Raw genomic sequence first — 15,213 nt, forward strand, 5'->3', positions numbered from 1 at the left:
CTGGGGCCTGAACCCGGTCGATCCGGCGATCGGTGGCGAATGCTGAGTCTGGAGCGAGAGTCTGAGTTTGATCGCGGTCTGCCTCTGCCAATTGGGCTACCGCGGCACGGATTGCTCTTGATGCCGCGGGGAGGACTCGAACCTCCACTGGAACCGCGCAGTCACGACAAGCTTCAGCTTCAGCTTGCGCTCTTCGCGCACCCCGGCCGCAGAGGACCGGGGAGTCTCAAAGGCTACCCGAACAGGTAGCCGAACACGGCGTCACCGACCCGCTGGTCGACGACATCGGTGCCGTTCGCCTCCTCGCGGGCGAACTTCACTGCCTGCTGCAACTTCTCGACGCGGTCGAGGAGTTCGTTGACGCGGCGGGCGGGAAGAGCACCGGAGAACTTCACGGTGGTCCAGTACCCGACGGGAATGTCCTCGTAGTAGACCTCGACCTGAGCGGGGTGCTTCTCGGTCGCCTCGGCCTTGACGTGGTTCCGCGGCACCTTCTTGGTGCGCAGCGTCCGTACCGGCTCGGTCTTCCAGGCGTCCGTGGACGGGTCCTGCACCCACGACTCGGAGGCGTCGAGAATCGGCAGCTTCCTCACGAAGGTGTTGAGATCGACGAGCTGCTTCTCGAGGAAGAGCAGATAGGAAACGGGCACGTCGGCCACCAGCACCCGCCCGTCCACCTTCACGTCGGCACGGGCGGTGCAGTTGGCCCAGTCCTTCGTGGCGGTCACGTCGAACAGCCGGGTCAGGGTCGCCGCGGTCTCCCGCAGCACGTCCTCGGCCTGCACCTGCACCCGCGTCGACTCGGGAGGCAGTTGCTCGCCCTCCTCGTCCTTCGGCTGGTACGTACGGGAGATACCGGCCAGCAAAGCGGGCTTCTGCAGCCCGTGATGAGCGGCCGTCAGGTCCTGGTGCGCCTTGGACTTGATGCCCTTCTCCACTGCGATGATCTGATTGAGTTTCGCCACGTCCGGGACGGTAGCAGCGACAACTACGCAATCTCGAAGGATTTATTCGCCGCCGATCAAGGGTTGCATTGCAGAAGAGAAGAGCGCCTCCGCGTCATCGATCACCCGCACCAACGCCTTCGGATCCGGGTCGAGTTGGTCGAATACCGCGTCGATCCCCCGCAACCCGGCCCGCTCCAGCAACCGCTTCTCATTCGTCACCCACTCCCCCCGCGCCGCCAGCACCGCATGTCCGGCCTGCACGGCAGCCGTGGCGACGGCTCCGGCGACCTCGGTGAGGCGGCCGTGCGGGGCGTGGTTGGCCTTGGCGTAGGCGAGCGTGACGTGGGCGGTGCCGCGCCAGCGCTCGGCTGCCGAGGCCCGCAGCTTCTGCGGATACGCGGCCGGCCGGGGCGCCTCGCCCCGAAGCATCCGGTTGACCGCCAGTTCGGCAACGACCAGATAGCTCGGAATCCCGGCGAGATGGAACATCAACGGCTCCACCCGGAACCGCCCTTCCTCCGCCTGCGCCAACTCGTGCTCGACGACGTCGAGATCGCGGTAGTGGACGTCGACGCGCCGGCCGTCGATCCTCAGCCAGGCGCCTCCGTTGAAGACACCGCCGCCCCAACCGCCGACCTCGGAGACCTCGCCCTCCCAGCCGAGGGCGCGCAGATCGGCCGGGTCGAACGGCCCGCGGTAGTAGACGGCCAGGTCCCAGTCGCTGTCCGGCCGGTGCGTGCCCTGTGCGCGGGAACCGCCGAGGGCGACGGCCAGGACCGTGGGAAGGGCTGCGAGGCGGTCGGCGACGGAGTCGAGGAATCCCTGATCGTCTCTGGTCAGCTCCACCATGCCGGCCATCCTGCCAGGGCGTGACCGACACCACCTCACCGGCGCGGGCAGCCGCCGCAGCGCCTGCGGCACGCTCACCCTGTACGCCGACGACCGCCCTCGAGGGGAACAGCATGCAGACCGAAGACGGACGAGTACTGGCGCAGTTGGAGCAGGCTCTCCGGCCCTCCTCCCCCATCCCGCAGGGTGACAACTGGGCCGCGGCCCCCGATCTGCTGCTGTACCTCGTGGAGCAGATACGGTCGCGGCGCCCCGCACTCGTCGTCGAACTGGGCAGCGGCACCTCGACGTTGTGGCTGGCGACGGCCCTGCGCACCTTCGGCATACCGGGCCGGGTGGTGAGCCTGGAACACGATCCCGGCTATCAGCAACAGACCGCGCAGGGGCTCGACCGCCTGGGTCTCGGTGACTTCGCCGAGGTGCGGCTCGCTCCGCTGGAGCAGTTCACCATCCGGGGCGAGACCTGGCCCTGGTACGCCGAAGCGGCCTGGCGCGACCTGAGGGGTTGCGGCCTGCTGTTCGTGGACGGCCCGCCCGGATGGACCGCACCGCTCGCGCGCTATCCGGCCGTACCCCTGCTCGCCGACTCCCTCACCCCCGGAGCAGTGGTCCTCCTCGACGACCACGATCGCGCCGACGAGCAGGCCATGGTCGCCCGCTGGCTCGAACAGCACCCCACGTGGACCCTCGAACGCCTCGCACACCGGAAGGGAACGGCGGTGCTGCACGTTCCGGAGACGGAACCCGGTGGCGAGCGCTCGGAAATGGTTTGAGCGAGGCCGAGCCCCGCTGCTACGTTCCTGACGGACCGTGAAGTCGTCGTAGGGAGGTGAGCCCCGTGAACGCAGTTACCCGTGGGTGCTCCCTCAACCCGTCACGGTCCGGCGGCTGACGTTCGGTGTCGCCAGGAGCGCCTGAGATCGAGGCACTCCTGGAGGGAGACTCCGATGAACACAAAGCCTTTCACATCCGGCCCGGGCGAGAACGCGGTGCTGATCACGCGCGTCGCGGACCGGCAATGGCATGCACTGGACGACGACCTGGTGGTCGGCTGCGGGCATGCGGAGCACCGGCCCGACGGACGCCTGTTCGTCAGCATCGACGCCTGGCACGACGCCACCTTCGACCGGCTCGCCGAGGCGATGCTGGCGGAACTTCCGGCGCCGCTGTACACGCTGGTCGACGAAGCCGACGTCGAGCTGACGGCCGGCTGGCGGCGGGCCGGTTTCACGATCCGGCGCCGCGAGTGGGAGTACGCCGTGCCGACCGACCCGCAGGTCACAGGGCTCGAAGCGGTCCTGCCGCCCGAGGGCGTGACCATCGTGCCCGCAGGTCGGGCGGACGAGGGCCTGCTGCGGGCGGTGGACCGCGCGATCCGTGCCGAGGTCGAGGCGAGTGTCGGGTGGCATTCGATGCCCGCCGAGGTCATTCGCCGCCTCGCTGACGACACCGTCGTCGACCCGTCGAAGTACGCGGTGGCCGCGGCGGCGGACCGCTACCTGGGGCTGATCCGGGTGGTGACGGTGATCCGGCCGCGCATCGGGCTCGTCGCCGTGCGGGCCGGTGAACAGCGCCGCGGCATCGCGCGGGCGCTGCTCGCCCACGCGCTGGGGACGCTGCACCGCTCCGGGTTCACCACGGCCTGGACCGAGGTCCAGGAGTCCAACCGGGCGGCCTCGGCACTGTTCGAGGGCATCGGCGCCCGGCCGGCGAGCAGCAATCTGGAGCTGGTGCGATGACCAGGAACAAGAACGTCATCGAGGTCGAGGGCAGGGTCGTCGAGTGCCTGCGCAGTGCCATGTTCACCGTGGAGCTCGACAACGGCCACCAGGTCCTCGCGCACATCAGCGGCAAGATCCGCAAGAACTACATCAAGATCATGCTGGAGGACCGGGTGCTGGTTGAGCTGCCGCCGTACGACCTGACGCGTGGCCGGATCGTGTTCCGGTACCGGAACTAGCGGCCACCCGGGCGGGACGGAGGGAAATTCGGATGCGCTCCCGGCGGCCGGACCGGACCATCGGTGAGTTGTCCGCCGCCCAGCCGAGGAGCCGCGTCGTGATCCGACGAGTCACCGTCCCTTCCCTCTTCCCGCCACCCCGCTACTCCCACGCCTCCGTCGTCGAAGCCGGCACCAAGCTCGCCTTCCTCGCCGGCTCCGTTCCCCTCGACGCCGGGGGAAAGCTGGTCGGCGAGGACGACCCGGTGCGGCAGGCCGAGCAGGTGCTGGCGAATCTCGAGGAGCAACTGCATGCGGTCGGCAGCGACTTGGCGCATGTCGTGGCCACCGACGTGTACGTCGTCAGCGGTGAGACCGCCGTGCTCTCCGCCGTGTGGGACGTCGTCGAGGCGTCCGGGCTCAGTGTCGGGCCGCACTCGTCGACACTGATCGGCGTGGCGTGTCTGGGGTACACGGGGCAACTGGTGGAGATTACAGCCACCGCCGTAGTTCCCGAGGTCTCCCACGTTTCGTAAGGGGTCGCATGTTGATCGAGCATCGCGGGCGGCGTCCCGTCGTCCCCGATTCCGCGTACGTCGCCCCGACGGCCGTCCTGTGCGGTGCCGTGACCCTCGGCGAGCGGGCCAGGGTACTGCACGGCGCCGTGCTCACCGCCGAGGACGGGGAGGTCCGCGTCGGCTCGGATGTCGTCGTCATGGAGAGCGCGCTGGTCCGCGGGCGGGCCGGGCACCCCGCCTTCATCGGTGACGCCGTGCTCGTCGGACCGCACGCCCATGTCAACGGCGCGACCATCGAGGACGAGGTGTTCGTCGCCACGGGGGCCTCCGTCTTCCCGGGGGCCGTCGCGGGCGCCGGCTGCGAGCTGCGGATCAACAGCGTGCTGCACGTCAACTCGGTGCTGCCGCCCGGCACCGTCCTGCCCATCGGCTGGATCGCGGCCGGGACGCCCACCGCCCGGCTCTTCGCGCCCGGTGAGCACGAAGAACTATGGGCTGTGCAGCAGGAGTTGGACTTCCCCGGCACCCTCTACCGCGTTCCGCGCGGCACCTCCATGCGGGACGTCATGGCGCGCCAGGTCGACTACTACGGCGCCCACCACCACGACCTCACCCTGAACGACTGACGGGATCGCACTTGCCTTCCGAAGCCACTGTCCCAACTCTCCGCCGGGCCGCCTCGGGCCCGGATGCAGCCGCCGCGGCCGACGTCTGGCTGACTTCCTTCGCCGCTGCCCTGCCCACGGTCGTCAGCCCCCGCTCCGCCGACGAGGTGCGCACCTATTTCCGGGAGGTCGTCGTACCCCTGCGCGAGACCTGGGTCGCGGACGCCGGAGCGGAGGGCGGCATCGTCGGCGTGATGGTGCTCCACGACGACGAGCTCTCCCAGCTGTACCTGCGTCCCGACTGGCGGGGCCGCGGCATCGGTGACCGTTTCGTGGCGCTCGCCAAGGAGCGCAGTCCCGGCGGGCTCAGCCTGTGGACCTTCCAGGTCAACAAGCCGGCCCACCGGTTCTACGAGCGGCACGGCTTCGTCGCCGTCGAGTACACGGACGGCAGCGGGAACGAGGAGCAGGAGCCGGACGTGCAGTACGTGTGGCGCCCCTGAACGCCCCTGAACGCCTCGGTGTTCAGGGCTTCCCAGGGCCGTGGTCCCGGTACGCCCAGGCCGCCGCCTGCGCCGCGAGGCCGACCACGTCCACCTCTGCGGTGTCGCCGTCGAGGTGCCGGTACTCGACCGCCGTGAGGATCACGATCCGTTCGCGCAGGCCCAGGTGGTCGTGGAAGCCGGCGGCGAGGATGTCCGCGGCGGCCTCGCCCGCCGGGACGCCGGCCGCGTGGCGGGCGTGGACGAGGGCTTCCAGCTCCTGCAGGTAGGTGACGTGACCGCGGACGTCCTCGGCGCTCATCACGGGCCCGTGGCCGGGAATCACCACCTCGGGATGCAGGGCCAGGATCGTCTCGCAGGCCGCGGCGACCCGGGCGAGCGGGCCGTCCCAGTGGACGGGGTGGTCCTCGTTGAACAGGACGTCCCCCGCACACACGACCCGCTGCCCGGGCAGGTGGACTATGAGGTCGCCGGCCGAGTGCGCGGGTCCCACCTCGATCAGTTCGGCCTCGATGTCGCCCACCGTCAGGGCGTACCGGCCGGAGAAGGTGGTGGTGGGCGGGACGGTCTCGGCACCCTCGTACGTATAGCGGCCGAAGTGCTCGCGCGCGTACCAGCCCAGCGGCTGGTCGGCGGGTGTCTGGTGGGTGAGGAAGTGCATCTGCTGCGGGGAGGGTTCGCGGCAGAGGTGTTCCGCGCTCGCCTTCGTGGCGATGATCTCGGCGCCCGGGAAGCAGCCGTTGCCGAAGGTGTGGTCGCCGTTGACGTGGGTGTTGACGATCGTCGTCACGGCGGCCGCGCCCGCGGGCAGGACCGGGCGGGCCGCGGCGAGCAGGGCCTCGGTCATCGGCCGGTCGTAGGGGGTGTCGACCAGGGCCGCCTGCTCGCCGGAGGTGATGAGCAGGCAGTTCGCGAAGCCCCAGGTGCCCGCGTGGCCCGGGGACCACAGATGGAGTCCGTCGGCGACCGGGACGAGTCCGTCAGGAAGGTTCATGGCGCTCATTGTCGGGGACCGTGACCGCGCGTTCGGCGGGCGCCCCCCACGTTCGCCTCTTCGGCACCGGCTTCGCATAACTGCCCGACCGGCTGGTCGTCAGCTCCAGCGCCACCAGCGCCTCCGCCAGTTTGACGGCCGCCCCGACCCCGTCCACCACCGGCAGCCCGAGCTTCTCCCCCACCACCCGCTGCAGTCCGGTCATCCCGGCGCACCCGAGCACCAGGACCTCGGCCCCGGCCTCCCGTGCCCGTTCGCCGGCCGTGAGGAAGGCGGCCTCCGCGCGGTCCGCGTCGCCCAGGTCGAGGACTCCCAGGCCGGTCCCGACGACGGCGGCGCAGTTGCGCCCGACCCCCGCCAGTTCGAGGCTGTCCTCGATCTGGCCGCACGACCGCTCCAGCGTCGTCACGACCCCGTACCGGCGCCCCAGCAGGCAGGCCAGATGGGCCGCGGCCTCCGTGATGTCGACGACCGGTACGTCCACCAACTCCCGTACGCCTTCCCGGCCGTGCTCCCCGAAGCCGGCCATCACGACGGCGTCGTACGACGGGCCCTCGTAGGTGCGCAGCAGGTCGATGACGGCCGTGGCCGAGAGGTAGCTGTCGAGCCAGCCCTCCGCCGACTCCGGGCCCCACGCGGGGGTCAGACCGAGCACGGTGGTGCCCGGGCCTGCGGCGGCCCGGGCACCTCGTACGATCTCCTCGGTCATCTCCTGCGTGGTGTTGCAGTTGGTGACGACGATCCGCACGTTCGTCAGACCTCCACGGGAGTCGGTCGGGTGGCGCGCTCGGACCGGCAGATCACCAGGTACAGGCCGGCGCCCAGAGCCGTGCCGATGAACCAGGAGTACGGGGCGATGTCGCTGAAGGTCTTCACCAGGGCGAGCACCGCCGCGACCGCCGCCGAGGGCAGGAACGCCCACAGGGCCTTGGGGTTGACGCCCTTGCGGTAGTAGTAGCGGGAGCCGGGGCGGGCGTCGAAGAGCTCGTCCACGTCGATGCGGCCGCGCTTGACGAGGTAGTAGTCGACCATGATCACGCCGAACAGCGGGCCGAGGAAGGCGCCGAGGCCGCCGAGGAAGTAGTTGACGACCGTGGGGTTGGAGAACAGGTTCCACGGGGTCACGACCAGGGCCGCCACCGTGCTGATCATGCCGCCGACCTTGAAGGTGATCTTCTGCGGCCAGACGTTGGCCAGGTCGTACGCCGGTGAGACGAAGTTGGCGACGATGTTGACGCCCATGGTGGCGACGGCGAAGGTGAACGCGGCCACGACCAGCACCCAGGTGTTGCCCACCTTCGCCACCAGCTCCGCCGGGTCCGTGATCGCCTGGCCGAACACCTTCAGCGAGCCGGCCGTGACGATCACCGACACGACCACGAAGGCCGTGGAGTTGATGGGCAGGCCCCAGAAGTTGCCGCGGCGGACCGTCTTGTAGTCGGGCGCGAAGCGGGAGAAGTCGCAGAAGTTGAGCATCAGCGTGCCGTAGGTGGCGAGGATCAGGCCGATCGCGCCGAACCACTGCCGCCACTGCTCCCCGGTCGACACCGGGTGCGGGGTGGAGGTGAGCGAGATGCTCCAGTCCGCCTTCGACAGGACCCAGACCGCCAGCGCGATCATGACGAGCCAGATCGCAGGACCGCAGAAGTCCTGGAACTTGCGCACGGACTCCATGCCCTGACTGATGATCAGCGCCTGGATCAGCCACAGCGACACGAACGACACCCAGCCGAGCGCGTTGAGCCCCAGGAAGGAGTGGTGCGTCCAGGACTCCAGGCCCGGCCAGGCGGCCAGCAGCATCACGTTGACGGCGACGGAGGCGAGGTAGGTCTGGATGCCGTACCACATGATGGCGATCACGGCCCGGATGAGGGCCGGGATGTTGGCGCCCCAGACGCCGAAGCTGATGCGGCTGACGACCGGGAAGGGCACGCCGTGACGCTGGCCGATCCTCCCCATCCAGTTCATGCCGATGTAGATGAGGACGAAGCCGACGAGCAGCGAGGTGAAGACCTGCCACACGTTCATTCCGAGGACCAGCAGTCCGGCGGCGAAGGTGTAGTTGCCGAGGTTGTGGACGTCGGACATCCACATGGCGAAGAGGTCGAAGACCTTCCAGTTCCGCTTCTCGGCGGGGGCGAGGTCTTCGTTGGTGAGCCGGGGATCGGGGACGAACGCTGGTGCGCCGGTGGCTTCGGCGCGGTCGGCCAGGGACACGGGGCCTCCATGGGACGGGAGCGGAGGATGGAGACGGCAGCCGTTTGGTATACCAAACTGCGGACATGGTCCCGTCGTCAAGCATTCCGTCCGATGTCGCCATTGTTAACGCTCGGTAAAACAGGCCCGGAGTCGGAGAGGATGGCTCCATGAGCTCCACGACGACGAAGATCGAACCGCTGGGCGCGGTCCGCGAGCGGGTCCTGGCGAGCCTGCGGCAGGAGATCATCGCGGGCAGCCTCCGCCCTGGTGACCGGCTGGTCGAGCGGGAGCTGGCCGACCGCTTCGGGGTCTCCCGGGTGCCGGTCCGCGAGGCGATCCGCGCGCTGGTCGCCGAGGGGTTCGTGCACTTCGAGACGCCGCGGCGCACGGTCGTACGCCGTCTCACCCCGCGCGACGTGCGGGAGCTGTTCGAACTGCGCGAGGCCCTGGAGGTCTACGCCGCCGGGCTCGCCGCGGCCCGCGCGACACCGCAGGACCTGGCCCAGGTCGAGGAACTGCTGGACCTCGCGGCCGCCGCGACCGAGGCGGGGGACGCGGAAGTGATCACGGACGTCAACAGCCGTCTGCACGACCGCATCGTGGCGATGGCCGGCAACAGCCTGCTGACCGAGGCCCTGGAGCCGGTCGCCGGCCGACTGCGGTGGATGACGCGGCGCAACGAGGAGTGGCCCCAACTCCTGGTGGAACACCGCGAGTTGTACGAGGCGATCGCCTCCGGCGACCCGGACCGCGCCCGCACCCACGCCCTCGCCCATGTGCGGACCAACTACCGCTCCACGGTGCGGCATCTGTTCGGCGAGGCCGAACTGCCCGACTGACGTCGCCCTGGAATTCCCGCCCCGATCCGACCGTGGACGCTCTACTCTGCTGCTCGACGATCAATCGGGCGGGGGACGACAGTGGCGCGTGCGGCAGGACTCGGCGGGATATCCATTGCCATGCTCATGACCTTCGGTCTGCTGGCCGCATGCGGATCCGGGGAGGACTCGCAGAAAGGCGCCGTGCCGGACAGGACGGCGAGGACCGGGACGTCCGGTGCGCAGGCCAGAACGCTGACCGCGAAGGCCCTGGACCAGGCCGCGGTCAAGGGGCCCGACCTCGACGGCTACGCGGTGGAGCGCTCGTTCACGTCCGTCGGCTCGTCGCACAAGGCGACGGTTCCCGAGGAGTGCGCTCCCGTGATGCACGCGGTGGGGGGAGGCAGCGGTTTCACCGCCACCGCGCGGGTCGGCCGGTTCGTCCACTCGAAGAAGGCCGGCCTGCCGACACGGCTGACCCTCTCGTCGCACCGTGTCGCGGACGCGGTGCAGGTGATGGACCGGCTGCGGACGGCCGCCGCGAAGTGCGGGAGCTTCAAGGACGTCACCGCGGACCTCGCCTACGAAGACGTCAAGCTTCAGCCCGAGGCCGGCTACGGCGACGAGTCCGTGTCCCTGCGGCTGACACAGCTGGTGACGGGAGCCGGATACGACGACGCCGTCCGGGTGCCGTACGCGCTGGTGGCCGTCCGGCAGGGCGCGACGGTCGCCATGTTCAGCACGTCGAGCCGGGGCAGGGAAGCGGCCGTCGTACCGGACGCGGTCGTCAGCGCCCAGCTGAAGAAGCTCGCCGCGCAGGTCGCCTCCGGCTGACCGCGTACTTGTCCGTCGCCGCCACCAGCGCATCGGCGACCCCCGAGGCCCGGGTGTCGTGCCCGACCTCGTCGACGACGGTCAACTCGCTGCCCGGCCAGGCGTGGTGGAGCCGCCAGACGGTGCCGAGGAGGTTGCCGAAGTCGAGACTGCCCTGGACGAGGGTGCCGGGAATGTCCTTGAGCAGGGGCGCGTCCCGCAGGACCACACCTTCGTCGTTGCCCTCGCCGAAGAAGCAGTCGTGGCCCCAGTAATGCGTGACCGTCCGGGCGAAGCCCATCCGGAACTCGGGGTCCTCGAAGCGCTCCACCGAGCGCGGCGGCGCGGGAATGGTCGCCGTCTCCCAGTCGGTCCAGGCGCGCGCCGCCCGCTCCCGTACGGCGAGGTCGGGGGACTCCAGGAGACGGTTGTACGCCGCGGCGAGATTGCCGTCCCGGTCCTCGGCGGGCAGTTCGGCGAGGAACCGCTCGAAGGCTTCCGGGAAGATCTTTCCGAGTCCCCGGGTCAGCAGCGCGTGCTCCGCGTCGGCGCCGGTGGCGACGAGGGTCAGGACCAGCTCGGACACCGCGGCCGGATGCGTCTGCGCGTACCGCAGCCCGAGCACCGAGCCCCATGACGCGCCCCACACCAGCCAGCGCTCGATCCCCAGGTGAGTCCGGAGCAGCTCCAGGTCGGCGAGGAGATGAGCCGTCGTGTTGACACTCATGTCGGTGTCGTACGCGCTCGCATGCGGCGTCGAACGTCCGCAGCCGCGCTGGTCGAGCAGCACGATCCGGTAGGCGGCCGGGTCGAAAAGCCGCCGGGACCAGGGGGTGCAGCCGGAGCCCGGCCCGCCGTGCAGCACGAGAGCGGGCTTGCCGTGCGGGTTGCCGCTGGTCTCCCAGTACACGCGGTTGCCGTCGCCGACGTCGAGCATGCCGTGGTCGTAGGGCTCGATGTCCGGGTAGAGGGGCATCCGGGCACGGTAACGCTCCTACGGCCGTACCCGCCCCTCATTTCACGGGCAGTCCCGCCGCCCGTCCCGCCCTGCGCAGCACGTCCCGCAGCATCTCGGGGGTGAGCCTGCCGGTGAAGGTGTTGCGCTGGCTGACGTGGAAGCAGCCGTAGAGGTCCAGGCCGTCGAGCGGCACGCGTGCGCCATGGGCGAAGACGGGCCGTGGCCGGGGTACCGTCCAGCCCGCCTCGGTGAACGCGGGCAGCGCCGCCTGCCAGCCGAAGGCGCCGAGCACGAGGACCGCACGCAGGGTCGGCCGCAGCAGCGTGAGCTCCTGCACCAGCCAGGGACGGCAGGTGTCGCGCTCCCCGGGGGTGGGCTTGTTCTCGGGCGGGGCGCAGTGCACGGGCGCGGTGACCCGGACGCCGTGCAGTTCCAGGCCGTCGTCAGCGGCCACCGACGTGGGCTGCGAGGCGAGGCCGACGTCGTACATGGCCCGGTACAGCACGTCCCCGGAGCGGTCGCCGGTGAACATGCGGCCGGTGCGGTTGCCGCCGTGGGCGGCCGGCGCCAGGCCGATGATCAGGAGCGAGGCGTCGGCGGGACCGAAGCCGGGCACCGGGCGCGCCCAGTACGTCCAGTCCTGGAAGGCCGCGCGCTTCGTCCGCCCGACCTCCTCCCGCCACTCCACGAGCCGAGGGCACGCGGAGCAGCCCGCGACACGGGTGTCGAGCTCGGCCAGGCTGTCCATGCCCCCCACGGTATGACCACCGGATGGGCGGGCGTCGAGCGGCGGGTCGGCCGATCCCGGCCCATGCTGGAGTCATGGACGTGCAACCCCCTGTCGTCCCCCCTGTCGTCGTGCTTGCGCCACAGGCGGACGGCGGACGGCGCGTGACGATCCGCGGCAAGCGCGTCGGCACCGCCTACACCCTCTTCGACGTGCTGGACTTCCTGCACGGTGCGGGCCTGCCCGCCGACGAGGACCGGGCCGTCGACGACCCCGAGCTGATCGAATGGCGTGGCGGCGGGCCGTACGTGTGGAACGGCACGACGTAGCCGCCGGCACGCGCCATGAGCCGAACCTGGAGGTGGGCCATGAGCACCCTCGAAGAACACGTCGATGTCGGAGTTCCGATCGACCAGGCCTGGGACAGCCTCCACCGGGTGGAGAACTACTCACGCTTCGTGGAGGGAGTGCGCGGCGCCCACACGGAGCCGGAAGGGCGGGCGCATCTGGACGTCGAGGCCGGCGGCCGGGGCCGGGAGGTCGACGCCGAGCTCTCCGACCGCTACGGGGAACGCGTCATGGAGTGGCACACCATGGGCACCCCCGAGCTGACGGGCTCCTTCTCCCTGCAGCCGATCGACCGGAACCACACCCGGGTCCAGGCCCGCCTCGAGTACGACCCCGACGCCCTCAGGGCGGCCTTCGGCGGCCCGCGGGGCTTCGCCCAGGCGAGCACGATCGAACGGATCGTCCGCACCGATCTGCAGCACTTCAAGAAGTACGTGGAACGCGGGCGCTGAGCCGCGGATGCCGCCGGGCGCGGTTCCTCCGCGGTGCCGGTCGGATCACCCGCCTCGGAGAGCTAAGGTCGGGAGCATGGCTTCCGAAGCTGACGAGGAGAGGGGCGGGCCCGGCCCCGCCGATCAGGCCGCGCCCGAGACAGCAGGCCCCGAGGCGGTCGACCCCAAGATCGCGGCCGCCATCGCCGCCGCAGAGGCCGCGGGTCCGGCGGACGGCGTGAGCGTGCGGATCGACAGCTGGATCTGGGCCGTACGTCTGGCCAAGACCCGCTCGGTCGGCGCGGCCGCCTGCAAGGGCGGGCATGTGCAGGTGAACGGGGTGCGTGTGAAGCCCGCGCACACCGTGCGGGTCGGCGACGAGGTGCGCGTACGGCAGGAGGGCTGGGAGCGGATCGTCGTCGTCAAGCGGCTGATCCGCAAGCGGGTGGGCGCCCCCGTGGCTGCGCAGTGCTACGTCGACAACTCCCCGCCACCTCCGCCCCGCCAGCCCTTCGCCGCCCCGGCCGGCATCCGCGACCGCGGCACGGGCCGCCCGACCAAACGGGACCGCCGCGACATGGAGCGCCTGCGGGGGCTCATGGAGGGCAGCAAGCCGAGGGCGAGCGGACGGTGACATACGGAGGTGGCGTCCGGCCCTGGCCGGACGCCACCTGCGTCTTCGGGGCTCACGCCCGTCGTCGGACCAGCTTCAGCAGTTCCCCGGTGGATCCCCGCCGGGCCCAGGCGATGAGGGCCAGCGGCACGATCAGGATCAGCGGGGTCGCCGCGTTCTGGCCGTCGAACACGGTGGTCTGGACGACGAACGCGCCCACCATGAGCCCGCTCAGCGCGATCGCCGCGACCGACTGCAGCACCGGGATCAACAGGGCCACCGCACCGGCCAGTTCGAGGGCGCCGATGGTGTACATGCCCGTGCTGCCCCAGCCGATCTTCGCGAAGGCGTCCACGGCGTAGTGGTTCCCGATCAGCTTGGGCAGGGCGCTCGCGATGCCGTAGAACAGGGCGAGCAGCACCTGCAGGGTGCGCAGGGCGATCCTGGCGCGGCGGCCGCGGGCGGTCGCGGACTCGGCGACGACGGGGACGGAAGCGACGCGGGCGGTGGTCTCGGACATGGGGTTCTCCTGTGGTGAGCGGTTCGTCGTGCTGTCACAGGGGTAGACCGGCCGCCGCTCGGGAACTCATCGCCGTCGAGCGGACTTTCGTGGAATTCCCTACAACGGGAACCAGCCGTGCCCGATGTACCAGTGGCGGCCCGCCCTCAGGTGGTCGCCGACCGCCCGCTCCACCGCCGTACGCCGGGGCAGGCTCTCGACGGGCAGCTCCGGGTCGCCGAAGACGAACTGGACCGGTTCCTTGTCGGCCGGCTCCCGGTCCTCGCGGGCGACCCGGAAGCGGTCCTGGAACCGCACGATGTTGGAGTCGGCCGGCAGATACTCCTTCAACTGCGGATCCAGCAGCCAGGAGTGGCACAGCGCGGCCCGGTACTTCTCCTCGGGGTAGTGCCGCGCGAAGAACTCCGTGGCCAGCGCCAGCGAGCGCTCGCAGGCCGCCGGTGACAGCGGGCCGAGGTAGTCGGGGATGTGGACGTTCAGACAGGGCGTGCCCGCCGCCACGTCCAGGCCGGCCGCCGCGAGCACCCGCGAGGTGCGCTGCCCGTGCCGCGCCCGCTCGAACTGCAGCCGGCCGAGCTGGTAGAGCTCGCCCCGGAAGTGGTGGGTGAGCCACCACGGAGCCTGCACACCCGCGCGGCGGTGCCGCCTGCGGTGCACGGCCATGTTCCGTCCGAGGTCGGCGAGGGTGCGCCGGGAGACGTCGTCCGGGACGCCGCGCGCACGGTGATAACCACGCGTGTACGGCAGCGCGGCCACGAACACGTACACCGGGAAGCAGCGCTGCAGCGGCCCCGACGCCCAGTCCAGCTGGGGCAGGTCGACGGCGGTGCCGACCTCCCCCATCCCCCGGACGAGTTCCTCCACCGACGCCTCCAGGGCGCGCAGCAGCTCCGGGTCGTCCGTCACCCGTCGGCCCATCCGTACGAGCTGGTTGATGTCCTCGTGCGGTACGGCGAGGTCCAGCAGCACCTCGGCGAGCTCATCGGCATCCGGCAGCACGCGGCGACCCCCTAGTCCCGTTCCCCTTGGTGAACGTCCGTCCCGAAGAGTACGTTGCAAACAGGAGCGATGATCCCGATGCGTACGGGCAGTGAGCCTACGACCGCGCGCAGTGCACTGCGGGCGCGGTTCTGGCTGAGCGTGTGGGGGCTGGTCTGGGCGATCTTCGGCACGACCGCGTTCGCCCTGGTGGGGCGCCCCGGATGGGCCGCTGCGTGCGGTGTGCTGTGGCTGGTGGTCACGGTCGACATGACCGTCATCCTCAAACACATGCGCGAGGGCCCGCACTACCAGCCGGGCCGCGACATACCCCCGTACCGGCCACCGGAGAGCCGGCTGCGCTAGCTGTACTCGGCCGGGAGGTTGGTGACACGCCCGCTACCGGTTGTTGATCATGGAGGGACCTCCGGGCGTAGTGGAGATTGCCGTCTT

21 protein-coding genes are annotated in these 15,213 nt (G+C 70.6%); 12 read left to right on the forward strand and 9 right to left on the reverse strand.

From position 1 onward, the window contains the following. Positions 1-233 precede the first annotated feature (233 nt). Both ACFY1E_RS35040 and ACFY1E_RS35045 read right to left on the reverse strand, forming a co-directional pair. Entirely contained in the window at positions 234-965 is a 732-nt protein-coding gene (locus ACFY1E_RS35040; RefSeq protein ID WP_389083289.1) for a hypothetical protein, read from the reverse strand. 42 nt (positions 966-1,007) lie between these two features. Continuing rightward, the gene (locus ACFY1E_RS35045; RefSeq protein ID WP_389083291.1) at positions 1,008-1,796 is read right to left on the reverse strand and encodes a nucleotidyltransferase domain-containing protein; all 789 of its coding nucleotides are present in this window, start codon (positions 1,794-1,796) and stop codon (positions 1,008-1,010) included. 113 nt (positions 1,797-1,909) lie between these two features. Between ACFY1E_RS35045 and ACFY1E_RS35050 the strand changes: the two genes are divergently transcribed. The 6 genes from ACFY1E_RS35050 (at position 1,910) to ACFY1E_RS35075 (ending at position 5,361) form a co-directional block, all read left to right on the forward strand. Next, positions 1,910-2,569 (forward strand): class I SAM-dependent methyltransferase, encoded by a 660-nt coding sequence (locus ACFY1E_RS35050; RefSeq protein WP_389083294.1) that lies wholly within the window; start codon positions 1,910-1,912, stop codon positions 2,567-2,569. 174 nt (positions 2,570-2,743) lie between these two features. After that, positions 2,744-3,535 (forward strand): GNAT family N-acetyltransferase, encoded by a 792-nt coding sequence (locus ACFY1E_RS35055; RefSeq protein WP_389083296.1) that lies wholly within the window; start codon positions 2,744-2,746, stop codon positions 3,533-3,535. After that, on the forward strand, positions 3,532-3,756 hold the full coding sequence (gene infA / locus ACFY1E_RS35060; protein ID WP_389083298.1) for a translation initiation factor IF-1: 225 nt from the start codon (positions 3,532-3,534) through the stop codon (positions 3,754-3,756). Before ACFY1E_RS35055 ends, infA begins: the two co-directional genes overlap by 4 nt. 98 nt (positions 3,757-3,854) lie before the next feature. After that, on the forward strand, positions 3,855-4,271 hold the full coding sequence (locus tag ACFY1E_RS35065; RefSeq protein WP_389083300.1) for a RidA family protein: 417 nt from the start codon (positions 3,855-3,857) through the stop codon (positions 4,269-4,271). Between the two features lie 8 nt (positions 4,272-4,279). Then, positions 4,280-4,879, forward strand: coding sequence for a gamma carbonic anhydrase family protein (locus ACFY1E_RS35070; RefSeq protein WP_389083302.1), 600 nt, complete (start codon positions 4,280-4,282; stop codon positions 4,877-4,879). Between the two features lie 11 nt (positions 4,880-4,890). After that, positions 4,891-5,361: a GNAT family N-acetyltransferase gene (locus ACFY1E_RS35075; protein WP_389083305.1), complete on the forward strand. Its 471-nt coding sequence runs from the start codon at positions 4,891-4,893 to the stop codon at positions 5,359-5,361. A gap of 22 nt (positions 5,362-5,383) precedes the next feature. On the opposite strand, the gene ACFY1E_RS35080 is transcribed toward ACFY1E_RS35075, so the two are convergent. The 3 genes from ACFY1E_RS35080 to ACFY1E_RS35090 are packed head-to-tail and all read right to left on the reverse strand — an operon-like array spanning position 5,384 to position 8,572. After that, positions 5,384-6,355: an MBL fold metallo-hydrolase gene (locus tag ACFY1E_RS35080; protein ID WP_389083307.1), complete on the reverse strand. Its 972-nt coding sequence runs from the start codon at positions 6,353-6,355 to the stop codon at positions 5,384-5,386. Then, on the reverse strand, positions 6,342-7,103 hold the full coding sequence (locus ACFY1E_RS35085) for an aspartate/glutamate racemase family protein (protein WP_389083310.1): 762 nt from the start codon (positions 7,101-7,103) through the stop codon (positions 6,342-6,344). The genes ACFY1E_RS35080 and ACFY1E_RS35085 overlap by 14 nt, the downstream gene beginning before the upstream one ends. 5 nt (positions 7,104-7,108) lie before the next feature. Next, positions 7,109-8,572 (reverse strand): NCS1 family nucleobase:cation symporter-1, encoded by a 1,464-nt coding sequence (locus tag ACFY1E_RS35090; protein WP_389083313.1) that lies wholly within the window; start codon positions 8,570-8,572, stop codon positions 7,109-7,111. A gap of 149 nt (positions 8,573-8,721) precedes the next feature. Here ACFY1E_RS35090 and ACFY1E_RS35095 point away from each other — a divergent pair, with 149 nt between their 5' ends. Then, positions 8,722-9,393 carry a GntR family transcriptional regulator gene (locus tag ACFY1E_RS35095; protein ID WP_389083315.1) on the forward strand — a complete coding sequence of 224 codons (672 nt, stop codon included), beginning with the start codon at positions 8,722-8,724 and terminating at the stop codon, positions 9,391-9,393. A 120-nt stretch (positions 9,394-9,513) separates the two neighbouring features. Next, entirely contained in the window at positions 9,514-10,206 is a 693-nt protein-coding gene (locus tag ACFY1E_RS35100) for a hypothetical protein (protein WP_389083318.1), read from the forward strand. On the opposite strand, the gene pip is transcribed toward ACFY1E_RS35100, so the two are convergent. Together pip and ACFY1E_RS35110 are read right to left on the reverse strand one after the other, a co-directional pair. After that, complete coding sequence (gene pip / locus ACFY1E_RS35105) at positions 10,160-11,161, reverse strand: prolyl aminopeptidase (protein ID WP_389083320.1); 1,002 nt, start codon at positions 11,159-11,161, stop codon at positions 10,160-10,162. The two genes, ACFY1E_RS35100 and pip, sit on opposite strands and share 47 nt — an antisense overlap. A 37-nt stretch (positions 11,162-11,198) precedes the next feature. Beyond that, positions 11,199-11,891 carry a uracil-DNA glycosylase gene (locus ACFY1E_RS35110; RefSeq protein ID WP_389083322.1) on the reverse strand — a complete coding sequence of 231 codons (693 nt, stop codon included), beginning with the start codon at positions 11,889-11,891 and terminating at the stop codon, positions 11,199-11,201. A gap of 74 nt (positions 11,892-11,965) precedes the next feature. On the opposite strand from ACFY1E_RS35110, the gene ACFY1E_RS35115 reads away from it, so the two are divergent. The 3 genes from ACFY1E_RS35115 to ACFY1E_RS35125 all read left to right on the forward strand — a co-directional run bounded on the left by ACFY1E_RS35115 (position 11,966) and on the right by ACFY1E_RS35125 (position 13,283). Then, the gene (locus ACFY1E_RS35115; RefSeq protein ID WP_115908771.1) at positions 11,966-12,199 is read left to right on the forward strand and encodes a hypothetical protein; all 234 of its coding nucleotides are present in this window, start codon (positions 11,966-11,968) and stop codon (positions 12,197-12,199) included. A gap of 39 nt (positions 12,200-12,238) precedes the next feature. Next, on the forward strand, positions 12,239-12,670 hold the full coding sequence (locus ACFY1E_RS35120) for an SRPBCC family protein (protein ID WP_389083325.1): 432 nt from the start codon (positions 12,239-12,241) through the stop codon (positions 12,668-12,670). A 76-nt stretch (positions 12,671-12,746) separates the two neighbouring features. After that, positions 12,747-13,283 (forward strand): RNA-binding S4 domain-containing protein, encoded by a 537-nt coding sequence (locus ACFY1E_RS35125; RefSeq protein WP_389083328.1) that lies wholly within the window; start codon positions 12,747-12,749, stop codon positions 13,281-13,283. A 52-nt stretch (positions 13,284-13,335) separates the two neighbouring features. Here ACFY1E_RS35125 and ACFY1E_RS35130 read toward each other — a convergent pair whose 3' ends face one another. Both ACFY1E_RS35130 and ACFY1E_RS35135 read right to left on the reverse strand, forming a co-directional pair. Then, entirely contained in the window at positions 13,336-13,782 is a 447-nt protein-coding gene (locus ACFY1E_RS35130) for a DoxX family protein (RefSeq protein ID WP_389083330.1), read from the reverse strand. A gap of 99 nt (positions 13,783-13,881) precedes the next feature. Then, on the reverse strand, positions 13,882-14,781 hold the full coding sequence (locus ACFY1E_RS35135) for an acyltransferase domain-containing protein (RefSeq protein WP_389083332.1): 900 nt from the start codon (positions 14,779-14,781) through the stop codon (positions 13,882-13,884). Between the two features lie 69 nt (positions 14,782-14,850). Between ACFY1E_RS35135 and ACFY1E_RS35140 the strand changes: the two genes are divergently transcribed. After that, the gene (locus tag ACFY1E_RS35140; protein ID WP_389083335.1) at positions 14,851-15,126 is read left to right on the forward strand and encodes a DUF6343 family protein; all 276 of its coding nucleotides are present in this window, start codon (positions 14,851-14,853) and stop codon (positions 15,124-15,126) included. Positions 15,127-15,213: the final 87 nt, after the last annotated feature.

It is taken from the genome of Streptomyces sp. NPDC001604, assembly GCF_042893475.1.
Classification (GTDB): Bacteria; Actinomycetota; Actinomycetes; order Streptomycetales; family Streptomycetaceae; genus Streptomyces.